At 35.1% G+C, this 11,982-nt stretch carries 16 protein-coding genes and 1 other RNA gene; 3 read left to right on the plus strand and 14 right to left on the minus strand.

Going from position 1 to position 11,982, the window contains the following annotated elements; translation table 11 throughout:
- Positions 1–13: 13 nt before the first annotated feature.
- The 5 genes from rnpB to ACY651_RS16100 all read right to left on the minus strand — a co-directional run bounded on the left by rnpB (position 14) and on the right by ACY651_RS16100 (position 2,825).
- Positions 14–468: RNase P RNA component class A (rnpB, locus tag ACY651_RS16080), an RNA gene on the minus strand.
- 113 nt (positions 469–581) lie between these two features.
- Positions 582–800 carry a hypothetical protein gene (locus tag ACY651_RS16085; RefSeq protein ID WP_462254517.1) on the minus strand — a complete coding sequence of 73 codons (219 nt, stop codon included), beginning with the start codon at positions 798–800 and terminating at the stop codon, positions 582–584.
- A 60-nt stretch (positions 801–860) separates the two neighbouring features.
- Positions 861–1,463, minus strand: coding sequence for a PepSY-like domain-containing protein (locus ACY651_RS16090; protein ID WP_462254518.1), 603 nt, complete (start codon positions 1,461–1,463; stop codon positions 861–863).
- Between the two features lie 229 nt (positions 1,464–1,692).
- Positions 1,693–2,280 (minus strand): DUF4136 domain-containing protein, encoded by a 588-nt coding sequence (locus tag ACY651_RS16095; protein ID WP_462254519.1) that lies wholly within the window; start codon positions 2,278–2,280, stop codon positions 1,693–1,695.
- A gap of 218 nt (positions 2,281–2,498) precedes the next feature.
- Positions 2,499–2,825 (minus strand): hypothetical protein, encoded by a 327-nt coding sequence (locus tag ACY651_RS16100; protein ID WP_462254520.1) that lies wholly within the window; start codon positions 2,823–2,825, stop codon positions 2,499–2,501.
- 265 nt (positions 2,826–3,090) lie between these two features.
- Between ACY651_RS16100 and ACY651_RS16105 the strand changes: the two genes are divergently transcribed.
- Positions 3,091–3,585 carry a hypothetical protein gene (locus ACY651_RS16105; protein ID WP_462254521.1) on the plus strand — a complete coding sequence of 165 codons (495 nt, stop codon included), beginning with the start codon at positions 3,091–3,093 and terminating at the stop codon, positions 3,583–3,585.
- A gap of 96 nt (positions 3,586–3,681) precedes the next feature.
- The gene (locus ACY651_RS16110) at positions 3,682–4,053 is read left to right on the plus strand and encodes a hypothetical protein (protein ID WP_462221832.1); all 372 of its coding nucleotides are present in this window, start codon (positions 3,682–3,684) and stop codon (positions 4,051–4,053) included.
- A gap of 228 nt (positions 4,054–4,281) precedes the next feature.
- On the opposite strand, the gene ACY651_RS16115 is transcribed toward ACY651_RS16110, so the two are convergent.
- The 9 genes from ACY651_RS16115 to ACY651_RS16155 form a co-directional block, all read right to left on the minus strand.
- On the minus strand, positions 4,282–4,908 hold the full coding sequence (locus ACY651_RS16115) for a class I SAM-dependent methyltransferase (protein ID WP_462254522.1): 627 nt from the start codon (positions 4,906–4,908) through the stop codon (positions 4,282–4,284).
- Between the two features lie 58 nt (positions 4,909–4,966).
- Entirely contained in the window at positions 4,967–5,332 is a 366-nt protein-coding gene (locus ACY651_RS16120; RefSeq protein ID WP_462254523.1) for a VOC family protein, read from the minus strand.
- 271 nt (positions 5,333–5,603) lie between these two features.
- A complete protein-coding gene (locus tag ACY651_RS16125) occupies positions 5,604–6,017 on the minus strand; it encodes a DUF3368 domain-containing protein (protein WP_462254524.1) in 414 nt (137 codons plus the stop codon).
- Positions 6,018–6,051: 34 nt separating this feature from the next.
- Positions 6,052–6,279, minus strand: coding sequence for a UPF0175 family protein (locus ACY651_RS16130; RefSeq protein ID WP_462254525.1), 228 nt, complete (start codon positions 6,277–6,279; stop codon positions 6,052–6,054).
- Between the two features lie 217 nt (positions 6,280–6,496).
- Positions 6,497–6,784: a hypothetical protein gene (locus tag ACY651_RS16135; RefSeq protein WP_462254526.1), complete on the minus strand. Its 288-nt coding sequence runs from the start codon at positions 6,782–6,784 to the stop codon at positions 6,497–6,499.
- A gap of 6 nt (positions 6,785–6,790) precedes the next feature.
- Entirely contained in the window at positions 6,791–7,747 is a 957-nt protein-coding gene (locus tag ACY651_RS16140) for a retropepsin-like aspartic protease family protein (protein WP_462254527.1), read from the minus strand.
- Positions 7,748–7,962: 215 nt separating this feature from the next.
- The gene (locus tag ACY651_RS16145; RefSeq protein WP_462254528.1) at positions 7,963–8,661 is read right to left on the minus strand and encodes a hypothetical protein; all 699 of its coding nucleotides are present in this window, start codon (positions 8,659–8,661) and stop codon (positions 7,963–7,965) included.
- A gap of 6 nt (positions 8,662–8,667) precedes the next feature.
- Positions 8,668–9,741 carry a M48 family metalloprotease gene (locus tag ACY651_RS16150; RefSeq protein ID WP_462254529.1) on the minus strand — a complete coding sequence of 358 codons (1,074 nt, stop codon included), beginning with the start codon at positions 9,739–9,741 and terminating at the stop codon, positions 8,668–8,670.
- Positions 9,742–10,007: 266 nt separating this feature from the next.
- Positions 10,008–11,057, minus strand: coding sequence for an RluA family pseudouridine synthase (locus ACY651_RS16155; RefSeq protein ID WP_462254530.1), 1,050 nt, complete (start codon positions 11,055–11,057; stop codon positions 10,008–10,010).
- Between the two features lie 154 nt (positions 11,058–11,211).
- Between ACY651_RS16155 and lipB the strand changes: the two genes are divergently transcribed.
- Positions 11,212–11,955, plus strand: coding sequence for a lipoyl(octanoyl) transferase LipB (gene lipB / locus ACY651_RS16160; protein ID WP_462254531.1), 744 nt, complete (start codon positions 11,212–11,214; stop codon positions 11,953–11,955).
- Positions 11,956–11,982 lie beyond the last annotated feature (27 nt).

Consider the following 11,982-nt stretch of genomic DNA (forward strand, 5'->3'; position numbering starts at 1 on the left):
TTTAATAATTTAAAAAATCTATCAGCCTGTAAGCCGGATTCTGTACTGTATTTGCCATGTTGAGCAAGTCGAAACAACAAATACAGCGGTTATCATTTATCTGGCTGCAACATTACTGTTACAATCTTGCTGCCTACCCTTCAGCGTTACCTGCTTGCGCAAATATTGGACGAGCCGCCCTCAACCGCTGATATACGTGGCATTACAGCACACAAGGTTTACCCAATTAATGCATTACTGCAAAAACCCGTGAGCTCTTACCTCACGTTTTCACCCTGACCGTTTTCTTGTCTTGCCTTCAAATGATAAGCATGACAAGAAAACGGTGGTAATTTTCTGTGGCACTTTCTTCCCGCTATGGTTTGTGTCTCCACAAGCCTAACAAGACCGGCTATTAACCGGTGTGTTGCCCTTTGCTGTCCGGACTTTCCTTCCCGCCTTAAGCGAGACGATAACCCGGCTGATAGACCGCAAAGATAATTTTATTTTTAAGGAGAAGATGGTTTTAAAAACGATGTATGTAAATAAAAAATGCAGCTTCATTTGAAGCTGCATTTTTTTGAAATGTATTTATTTTAAGTTTATGCTTTTTTTCCACTTCTTAAAAGTGCCACCAACAGTAAAATAAATACTGCACCGCCAACAACCCAAACCCATGGTTGTGCATACCATTGTTCTTTATCTTTATTAACATTAATGTCTATGTCAAGTTTTTTATCCTGTGCAAAGCTTGTAACTGCAGTAAACGATGTTAACAGCAGCAGCATTAATTTATTTTTAAAACTATAAAATGTTTGCATAATAACTGGTTTAAAATTGGTGAATGACGTATTGATTTTATAAAGCGTTTTTGATAACGCTTAAATATTTTTCTCTTTTACTTTTACACCATTTTCTTTACCTTTCTTTTTCATAATATTTCCTTTCTCATCAATTAATGCTTTCATTTTATCTTCGCCTTTTTCCATCTTAACTTCGTAAGCCGTTCTGTTTTTATCATTCTCTTTATTTACAGAGGTAACAGTGTAACCTTCAAACTGGCTTTGTAAAGTTTTGTTAACGGCATCGGGTACACCTGCAACATTAATAGTTGATACTGTAGCAATCCATTCTCCTTCAGGTGTGTACCATGTCCAGTAATCTGTATTGTCAATGGTATATTTTGCCGCATAATCCATTGTATCTAAAGCTGGCCATCCCGTTAGTTCCCAATCTAAATCCATTGGAACGGATTCGTATTTTGTCCATTGCACTTCTGTAGCCTTTGGATATTTTGTTTCAAACTTAGTTTTAATAACCGGGGTTACTTCTACTGTTTTTACAGTAACTGTTTTGTCCATCCTGTCTGAAGTTACTACAACAGCGGTGTCTTTATTTTCACTTGTTTTACTGCTGTCAGTATTATTGCAGGCAGTCATTAAAGCCATAACAGCAACAGAGGCTGTAATAATGTGTACTTTCATAATTATTTTTTTTGTTTAACAACTTACTATTATAATTATGCCAGTTATTAAACTGTTAGTTAATAATGTAAAATTTATTTTTTTTAGCTCAAAATAGTAAAATGCAGGGGAAATGCTGCCCCAATTGTAGAATTAAGTGGACAGAATTATTTAAAAATTTTCGGCATCTGACTGTTTATAAAAAAAAGGGCCGCCCTTGCAGCAGCCCTGTAATTTGTTTACAACTGTTTTATTTTCCGGTATCAAACTTTTTAAAAATAGTTTTAACATTCTGATCTATTTCTTTGCCTGTAATTTTATTACTGTTCAGTTCGCTGGTGGTCCAGCCTTGCCAAACGGTTTTATCAGTTTTATTATCAATCATGGTAACTGTACCTTCCTTAACAGTAGTTGTATAGCTGTCGTAACCTACAAACCTTGATGGGTAATAAAAAGTATTTAATCTTCCGGTGTAGCGGTTATAATAACTTCTTGTAAATGGTTGAGAGTACACAGGATCCTGTTGATTCCTGGTGTTTTTTTCTACCAGCAACTCATAGTTTAACATCACATCCGGATTAGTATTTACTTCCTTCCAGCCATTTTTTTGCAACTGCCCATTTACTGCATTGCGAATGTTTGTTTCTGTTAGTTCGTTTTTGCGGTTTTGTTTAGCATTTTTTTCTTCTGTTTTTTCTTTTTCTACCCAGGCATAAGTTTGATACTTACTAAAATCGGCAGTGTTATCTTTTTCTATGTGGGCACTGCTGGCACAGCCTGTAAAAATAGCTGCTGCCAAAGCAATGGTGGCCACCATGCTGAATGATTTAATTGTCATAATTATTTGTTTTAAATTGTTACTAATGATTCCCTCGTTATTCAATTTATATACGCAAATACTATACTGTTATTGCAGTATGAAATGTGAAAATTGAGTGAAAGAAAACTCAGCCTCAGTAATTTAAAACTATAAAAATGTTTTAAAGAGAATGTTAAAATTTAAATGATTTTTATTGCGGGAGTTGATGAAAAATACCCAAAGAGGATATTAATTTTTTATTCAGTTCGCTTGCCATCATCATAAAGGGTTATAAGATCCTGCATATTATCTTTTAAAGCACCGGAGGCATCATCAAAAAAACTGTCTTTGCTTTTTTTAGAATTTTTATTCTCGTTCGATTTTTTTATGGTGGCTTTAATCGCTTCAAGTGCATCAAAAAAAATGGGGATGTTTTTTTCGTAAAAAGAATTTTCTGCTTCAATGGAAATTAATAGATCTTCAAATTCGGTTACAATGCTGTTGATGTCTTTTACATTATCTGCCGTATGCCGGCGGGGTATGCGGTTAAATAATGCGTTTAAAGCTGCTGTGGTGGAATTCATTTGTATGTATGATGATAAACAAATGTACGGCAAAGAGCTTTACTAAAGGTTAATACGCATTTTTCAACCCAATAATGAGGCGGCTTTAAAAGCTGAGGTTAACAGCAGGGGATAGATTTTTTTAAAATTTCAGTTAAACTGGGGAATTGCAGTTAATTTTTTTTAATATCTGAGTAATTAATTCTACAACCGTTTACTGTTGGCATATAGAAAAAAATTGGTACGCAAATTTCAAGTAGTATAGTATCACAATAAACTAACTTATATGAATGCAAACAATCAAATTGGATTTATACTTAAGAAGATCCAGTTTTTACAAACAGCCATTTTACATTGCCACACCAACAGTGTTTTAAAACTACCCACATCTGTAGTGCAAACATTATATACCGACGATGTAGGTTGTGTTTGGCTTTCGGTAGGTAAACCCACACAGTACATACACGAATTCGACAGGAGTTTTAATGTAGTACTTAATTACTATAAAAAAAATTCTCCCTTCTATCTTAATACATCGGGTATTGCAAGAGTAGTTACCGACCCCGAAGAATTAAACCTGTTACCAGAGAATTTAAAACAGGTGTACGATGCACAAAAATTATTGATTTGTGTACGTATCACGGAAGCCAATTATTTCGAAAACCAGCGTAACACCGAAAAAAATATTTATCAAAAATGCAGGCAAACGCTTACTTCATTATTTTATGGCAGTAACGAGTATTATCATTTTGATATGGAGAAAGAAAGAAGTTTTGCATAAAATTGCTTTAACAATTCAATCCATTTTAAGAATAACATCATTTTAAAATTTTACGGTATAGATAATTATTTACATTACGCACTTAAAAAATAAAATATGGTTAACAGAAAACAGTTTGGCATTTGGATGGATGGCCATAACGCCACAGTAATTGGAAGTGATAACGCTGAGACCGAAAATCTTGTAGTGCTGGCGCACATTAAAGGGGAACAAGCAGCACAAAACTCCAACGAAAAAAACGAACACAATCACAAGCAATCGCTGCAGGCAAAATTTTTTAAAGAAATAACTGCCACCATGCAAAATGCTACTCACCTGCATGTAACCGGTACAGGTCAGGCGCAGGAGCAGTTTATTCACTACCTGGCAGAAACGCCGCAGTTTAAAAATACAAAAACTGAAGAATCAACCTCTAACAAAATGAGTGATGAAAATTTAGTAGAATTTATTTCTAATAAATTGAATTAGATTTTTTTATTTAATAAAATATTTATCCCCGGTTTAAATAAAGCCGGGGATTTTTATTGGAGTTTAAAATTTAAGATTAACCTGGAATACTGTCAGCATGAGCTTGTAGAAAGCGTTGCTAACACAATCAACTTTTTTCAGGACGGGTCATCAACCCGCCTTCGACAAGCTCAGGCTGACACTTTAATAGAATCGAACTTGTGTTATTTGCAAAGAAAATAAACAGTATTACACTTTTGTAAAAACCAATACCAATATTCTGGGTATGGTTGCAGTATCGCCATCGTCAAAATATTCATTTACAGCTGTAACAGTAAGGTTATACTTTTTTGCAGTTTGTATAAATTCCGAAAGATGATGCGTAAAACATTCCACCACCTGTGTTCCATCAGCAGTTTCAAATCTTGCTTTACTGCCGGCATATTGTTTAAACGGATGTAATTCACCAATATAAATATGCCCGCCCTGCACTAAACATTTATCCACTTCATTAAAAATATGATCGAGGTTTTGGATATGCTCCAGCACTAAACTAAAAGTTATAAAGTCATATTTTTCTTTGGCAAATGTCCAGTTGGCGGTAATATCGGCCTCTATAAATTCTACATTATCATTGTTAATTTTTTCTTTTGCTTTAGCCAGCATTTCTTCCGACAAGTCAACTGCAGTAACCTGTTTTGCTTTTGAAATTAACCAGGCAGTGTTTTTTCCTGTGCCGCAGCCAATCTCTAAACAGCTTTTTAAATTAATATCGTGTAAAGTTTCTTGTAATGCCTGCGCTTCAAGGTCACGGGTTTTGTTTTCGTTAAAATCGTATTGCTGCGACCAGATATTGTAAGCTTGCCGGGTGTTCATTGTTTTAATGTTATTTTGTTTTTGGATTTCTCAACCAAATTATTTAAGGATAATGCAATTAATTAAACTCACCAAAATGCCATAATACTCCTGAGGGGTCATGCAAAAAACATTCTTTGCCCCAATCATTTATTTTGATGGGTGTCAACCTTACATTTTTATATTTTTCAGGCAGCCCAAGAGCTTGCAGTTCTTTATAATATTCCTCCACATTATCTACTTCAACAAAGATCATGGTATTATCTACCCAATCTTTTACGTAGGCGTTTTGCAAATAAAATCCCAGCGCCGGCGAAATACTGAAGTAGGACATGTTATCAAATATCCTTGAATCTTCAAATCCCAATGCCTGGTAAAAATGCCGGGATTCATCAAAATTTATTGCGCCAATAAAAGCCCTTATTGATTTTGCAGCATTTTTCATGAGCGATGAATGTTTGATAAAATTGAATGATTTATTTGTATAGTAAATTTATGCATTTTTGGAGGCAAGTATTCAACTTTCAAATTTAAAAACGCTTCACAATTTTGAATGCCCTTGTCTGGTCTTCGACCAACGAGAACCACCGAAGACCAGACGGCGGCGTATTGGTAGATTACAAGTTGTTGCAGTTGGCTTAAGAGGATTTTTTTTTATGTCATAGAAATCGATGGCAGAGCAAAGACCCAATTGTGAGAAGACGTTTTCGGGATATTTATTCGTTAGCTTCCTTTAATGCCTGTAATTCAATGTCAGCGGACAAACGGAAGTCTGTTTGTTTTATCTTTTCAAGAAGAGGCTTGATAGATGGAATTATTCCATTGAGTTTAGCTTTGATAATTACACCGATTGTGCCTGTAAAAATTATACCAAGTTGCTCAGCAATTTTTCTGGCTTTGTAGTCGTCTAAAATAATTGTGCTATCTGGTGTTTCAAGAGCCAATGCAATTGCACTTGATTCACCTCTGTCAATTTGCATTTCCAAAAGTTGTTGTCTGTACTTATCTTTTACAGTTGCTATTTCAACCCATTCGGGAAGCATTTCACCATACTCAGTTGCAATGTCAAGTGTTGTTACAATTTGCCCATATACTTTGTGCAAAAGTTCAAGTTCGCCGATGTTTGTCAAAATTATAAAACAACTGGTATCGGAAATTATTGTCTTATGCATTGGCTACATCTCTCGATAAGTCTGTTGCAGGAAAATTGAATATAGAAACACCGTAGCTACCTAACAATTCAGCAAAAGTCCGTTTTGTCAACCCTGCAACTTCAGCAGCTTGTCCGAGAGAAAGTTTACCTTGTTCATAAAGTCGTGTTGAAACAAGCATTGCAAGGTCTCTGTTATCTACGTCTAAAGAGTCTGGTATATTAAGTGTCAATGTTTTCATAGTTCAAATATAATATTTTTCAAGATCTGCTCAAAGTTTTATAGTGTCTCATTACGCTTTCAATAATGTTAGAGGCTTTGCGTTTCGGCGGGCCCGCTGTATCTGAAATAAAATGATTGTGGAGATTAGAATGAATATCGTCGTTGGTCGAAGGCCAGACGACGGCGGAGATAGTTATTCCTGCTGCCAGCCTTGCGGCATATTGTGTGTTCGTGTTTTAGCTATTGCTCTGAGGATTGTTATTTAATTCGTATTCATCAATTGCTTTTCTTAATAGCTCTTGTTTTTCTTCCAAGCAATTTTTTGAGGGCAAGGGTATCATTCCTTTATACCAACTACCATCTTTGTTTCTAAAGACCACACAATCTTCTTGTAAGCCAAAGCCTGCAGATAAAACACCTTTGTAAGAAATTACATCTTCGCCGTTTAAAATGGAAGTAGATTTAGTTACCATTACAAAGTCCCCATTAAAATTTTCAATTTCAAAGCTGTCATTATCTTTCATAATAATTTAATTTTTAATTGCAGGTTCAAAATATTCAGCTGTATAACCTGCTAAGTCCGATGCAAAAGGGTTTCGTAACCACCCTATAATGCCATTTTTTGTTTTTACTTTAACCCATAAGATAAATTCGCTCTTATTGCTGAGTATTTTGCCTTCGACATTGTTACATCCTTCATATGCTCTTTCGCTAAGTTCCATTTTTTCTTCGTCAAATGAACAATTTATATAGGTCTCTTTATTTTGGTATATCACATTGAACCTTCCTTCCCAATCTGGTAATAAGAAATATACTAAATCTCCTACACGGAATTTATCTGAATTGCATTCTGGAAAATCATCTGCTACTATTTTTGTTATTCGAGCAATTGGCATTTTGTAAATATGTACTTCACTATTTATTGCTGTAAAGGGTTCATTACTTTTAATGGTGTAAACTTTAGTATTTGAATATGGTTCCTTGTAAATAGGAGTTTCTAATTTGGAAATCCATTTAGTTATTTTTTCATCTTTAGGGATATCTTCAGAAAAGAGAGTGCTGTTTTTATAGTTGTAATAATTTTTTTGAACGTTCTGATTTAGTTTATTAAACTTCAAGAAATCAAACTTTTTCGGTCCTGTAATTGTCAAAGTGAGATTGCTATAGTCAAATTCAAACTTTCCTAGTTTATTAAGGGCAGACTGACCTAATAACAATGGTGCGTTCGGAGTTAAAGTTACTAAAGCAGGAACATTCAATAACTTGATGTCTCCAATTTCAATTAACGTGATTAAGACTGTAACACCAACTTGAATTTGACCACTGGCGGTTTGATAATGATTTTCCCCAATAATGTCTGACGGTAATAAAAGGCCTTTGCTAAATAAATCACGAGCTTCATCTAAGGATAATGAAACGTCACTGGCGCCTGTGTCAAAGTAAAAGTCAAGTGCCTTACCGTTTACCTTACATAGTATTGTGTACACACTATTTTTTTTATTCAGCTTAATTTTAACTTGCCCAAACACTTGGAGGTATGATAATAGAAAAAATAGCACTAATAGATTTTTATACATTTTTAATTTTATTATCTGGTTGGTTATAGTAATATCACGTGCTTAAATTGCAAGAGTGTGTTGAATAAAATTACGCACAATGGTTAGATATTGAACTTGTAGCAATAACAATGTTATATGTAGTTTTATTTTTCCTTTCGGATGCTATTCACAAAATAAATTTTTGTCTCGGGTTCAAAGTAATAATCAAACCGCAATTTGTATTTATTGTTAAGTATGATATTAGAGTTGCATTTAGTTTTGTTGGTAAAGTTTATATCTGTAAAAAAGAAACCTCTAATTAAGAAGTCTATTATTGTCTTTGGATGTTCTATGTCGTTTTTCTCCTTCTTAGTTGAAAGTGGCACTCCTTTATAATTAAAGTGTCTGAAAGTATGCAATAGACCGCCAGTAAATTCTGTTTTAGTGGCGTTAGTTCCAATCGTATCTATTTGTCTAAATATTTCTACACGCAAAACATTAGGATTGATTTGTTCATTAATTAACTCTACAATCCAAGCAAATTGTTCTGTCTTTAAAAAGTCAGCGAATTGTTCAAACTCACCAACATTCTCAATATTGTAAATCGCTTCTAAAACACCATTTACATCGTTATTCCCAAAAAGTTCCGGATACTTTTCAGATGCTTCTGCAAGAACACTGTGTAATATGTGATAGAAGACATTAGTAGCAATAATTACAAAGTTTCTATCTTCCACTTTTATTTCATGATATTTACTAATATCGAATCCTGCGTTTGCAAATGGTCTTTTTTCCTTGTTCATCAAAGACAAGGACTTTTGTTCAATGAACTTTCGGATTGTCTGAAATTGTGCGTCTATCATTAGATTTTAATTTTTGAGCGGCAAACTTGCAATATGGTTTAGATGGAATGAGCCAACGCTATTTCCACCTTCCCATAAAGCCGAAAATGTAATTTTCCTTCCTGGTTTAAGAAAGCTCTCAAAGTTTCTGTACTCAGCCATAGAACATCTTCCAATTACGGGAAAATTATAGATTATCCAAACTTTTTCGTTAGGTGTAAAATAGTTATAGTTGAAATTTTTCAAATCTTTTTCTTTCTTTTCAACAAGCACAAATATTGCGGTTGTTGTTTCTCCAGAAGGATGCCCATCATATTTATTATTAACTTCTAAGATGACACCTGAATAAATTTCTGGATTAAATATGTATTCTTTATCCTCTTTATATTCAGCGGTCTTTTCGTACCCCCTTTCAATGAACATCTCTGGGCTGTACACTTCAAATATGCTATCTGTAGGTGGTGGTGGTACTGCACCATTATATCTATAACCTGCTGCTTCATTCCATCCATTTTTTATAGCTTCAATACGTTTTTGTTTATTTGGATGAGTTCGTGTGTCTAAATTGTCTCCATACAAAATTATTGCTGCAACAGATTGGTCAAGGGTTGCACCCATTTTATAAAGAGTAAATCCTGAAAACTTATCAGCCTCAAGTTCCTTTTGATAATAATTATTGTTTGCTGAAAGAGTGTGACCCGATAAATGATGTCCAATTTCGTGTGCCAAAATTGAAATGCTTGTCCAATATGTTTGTGAAGTATAATCAACTGCCTTTAATAGTTCTGGGTCGTATAAGATTATTCTATCTTCTCCAATAATTAGGGCGGCTGCATTACCAATATTAGCACTAAAAATTTGGAAGTTTAAAGGTAGCCCTGTGTAGGAAAGTACTTTTTTAATGATGTCAACTTCTCTTTCTTGGGGTAAAGAAATAATGAGTTTTTTATTGTTCAAGTCGTTATTGTATCCACAACTCTTTTCAATATTTAAAATTTCTCCTGAAGAATACTTTGCTGGAAGAATAATATTAGTGTTCGTTTGTCCAATGGTGCAGTTGAAAACCGCAAAAGTCAAAATTGTTAAAAGAAGTCGTATCATTTGGTTTGAAAATTACGTACAACATATCTATTTACACTAAAATGCACCTCTTTTTGCATAAAACAATTTTTGCATGTAGCATGTAAAATAATCCTATACGCTAAAATACGCTACTGATAAAAGTAGCGCAAATACATTAAGATTTCCGGGCTATTTACGCTTCAATAAAAGTTCCCCAATGGTATTCAGTACAAGTGAGTGACACAACGATGTTCCCCAAAGAAATCCAGCTTGTCCCCCCGAAATAATAGGGGCAAGCAAAAAAATCACATTTCCTTATGCCCAATATATTTTCTCCATTTTTCAATCACTGCGTTCATATCTTCTGGTATATCACTTTCAAAAAACATTTCTTTTTTAGTAACCGGATGAATGAAGCCGAGCTCTTTTGCATGCAATGCCTGGCGCCTGCACAAGGCAAAACAATTATCAACAAACTGTTTGTATTTGGTAAACACTGTCCCCCTTACAATTCTGTCGCCGCCATAAAAATCATCGTTAAATAATGGGTGGCCTATCAACTGCATGTGTACACGAATTTGATGGGTGCGGCCGGTTTCTAAACGGCATTCTACCAGCGTTACATAATTAAAACGTTCTAAAACTTTGTAGTGTGTAATGGCATCTTTGCCATGGTCGCCATCGGGGTAGGCAGTAAATAATTTTCTAAAACGCAGGTGGCGGCCCACGTGTGCAGTAATGGTGCCTTCGTCTTCTTCAAAATCGCCCCACACCAATGCAATGTAACGGCGGTGTACGGTATGGTTAAAAAATTGTTTGGCTAAAAGCGTCATGGCGTTTTTATTTTTTGCCATTACTAATAAACCGGTGGTGTTTTTATCAATGCGGTGTACCAATCCAAAACGGTTAAGTTCTGTTTCATCCAGCTTGGGATTTTGCTGCAGTAAATAATACGCTACACCATTTACCAACGTACCATTGGGGTTGCCGCTGCCGGGGTGTACCACCATGCCTGCAGGTTTATTGATGATCATTAAATCATCATCTTCGTATTGAATATTCAGCGGAATATATTCGGGAACAATTTCGGATGATTCGGGGGAACGATCATCGTACACCACAATTTTATCAAAGGCTTTTACTTTGTAATTATTTTTTACGGGCTTATCGTTTACCAAAACCATTTCATCATCAATGCCCTGCTGAATTTTATTTCGGGTGGCGCCTTCAATGCGGCTCATTAAAAATTTATCAATGCGTAAGGGTTCCTGTCCTTTATCAATGGTGATAACGAGTTTTTCGTACAGCTCATCAATTTCCTGTATGTCTTCTTCTGTATTTTGTATTTCCTGCATTTTTTTTGTTTAGATGTTTAGGGTTTAGAGGTTTAGGGGTTTAGTGTTAAGTCTGAACCTGTATCCATTATTCATTATTCATTATTCATTATTCATTATTCATTATTCATTATTCATTTCCTCTTGCTTTATCTTTGCAAATTAAAACATTGCAGTGGATAACCGTAAAGTGATATTTAAAGATCTGGGAATTATTGATTATAAAAAGGCCTGGGATTACCAGGAAGAACTGCTGCAGCAGAATGTGGCCATTAAATCGGCCAACAGAAAATTGCAGGAGGCGTATACTGCTACCACTCACGACTCACCACCCACGACTCACGAAAAAACCACCAACTATTTTCTTTTCTGCGAACACCCCGCTGTTTACACGTTAGGCAAAAGCGGCAATATCGGTAACGTATTAATGAGCGAACAAGAACTTGCGGCAAACGATATTCAATTTTTTAATACCAACAGGGGAGGAGATATTACTTTTCATGGCCTGCAGCAAATTGTGGGTTACCCCATTTTAGATTTAGAAAATTTTTATACCGACATTGGTAAATACCTGCGGAATTTGGAGGAAGTAATTATCTTAACCATTGCCGAATATGGTATTAAAGGCGAAAGAAGCAGCGGCGAAACCGGCGTGTGGATTGAACCGGGAGTATTGGGTAAAGAAAGAAAAATTTGCGCTATTGGTGTACGCTGCAGCCGCTGGATAACAATGCATGGCTTTGCATTAAATGTAAATACCGACTTAAGTTATTTCAACAATATTATTCCCTGCGGCATACAAAATAAACAGGTTACTTCTATTGAAAAAGAATTGGGCAAAAAAGTAGATTATGAAGAAGTGAAGAAGAAAATTAAAAATAATTTTGAAAAGGTTTTTGAAGCGGAAGGTGAGTGGTGAATGGTGAAGGGATCGTTGAACATTTTG

Origin of the sequence: Ferruginibacter sp. (genome assembly GCF_031391665.1) — a bacterium.
In the GTDB taxonomy this organism is placed as follows: domain Bacteria; phylum Bacteroidota; class Bacteroidia; order Chitinophagales; family Chitinophagaceae; genus Ferruginibacter.

Coding starts and splice junctions, on each gene's coding strand:
- ACY651_RS16145 (WP_462254528.1), bottom strand. CDS start 8,661: ATGATAGACGCACAATTTCAGACAATCCGAAAGTTCATTGAACAAAAG.
- ACY651_RS16090 (WP_462254518.1), bottom strand. CDS start 1,463: ATGAAAGTACACATTATTACAGCCTCTGTTGCTGTTATGGCTTTAATG.
- ACY651_RS16085 (WP_462254517.1), bottom strand. CDS start 800: ATGCAAACATTTTATAGTTTTAAAAATAAATTAATGCTGCTGCTGTTA.
- ACY651_RS16155 (WP_462254530.1), bottom strand. CDS start 11,057: ATGCAGGAAATACAAAATACAGAAGAAGACATACAGGAAATTGATGAG.
- ACY651_RS16150 (WP_462254529.1), bottom strand. CDS start 9,741: ATGATACGACTTCTTTTAACAATTTTGACTTTTGCGGTTTTCAACTGC.
- ACY651_RS16120 (WP_462254523.1), bottom strand. CDS start 5,332: ATGAAAAATGCTGCAAAATCAATAAGGGCTTTTATTGGCGCAATAAAT.
- ACY651_RS16130 (WP_462254525.1), bottom strand. CDS start 6,279: ATGAAAACATTGACACTTAATATACCAGACTCTTTAGACGTAGATAAC.
- ACY651_RS16105 (WP_462254521.1), top strand. CDS start 3,091: ATGAATGCAAACAATCAAATTGGATTTATACTTAAGAAGATCCAGTTT.
- ACY651_RS16135 (WP_462254526.1), bottom strand. CDS start 6,784: ATGAAAGATAATGACAGCTTTGAAATTGAAAATTTTAATGGGGACTTT.
- ACY651_RS16110 (WP_462221832.1), top strand. CDS start 3,682: ATGGTTAACAGAAAACAGTTTGGCATTTGGATGGATGGCCATAACGCC.
- ACY651_RS16115 (WP_462254522.1), bottom strand. CDS start 4,908: ATGAACACCCGGCAAGCTTACAATATCTGGTCGCAGCAATACGATTTT.
- ACY651_RS16095 (WP_462254519.1), bottom strand. CDS start 2,280: ATGACAATTAAATCATTCAGCATGGTGGCCACCATTGCTTTGGCAGCA.
- ACY651_RS16100 (WP_462254520.1), bottom strand. CDS start 2,825: ATGAATTCCACCACAGCAGCTTTAAACGCATTATTTAACCGCATACCC.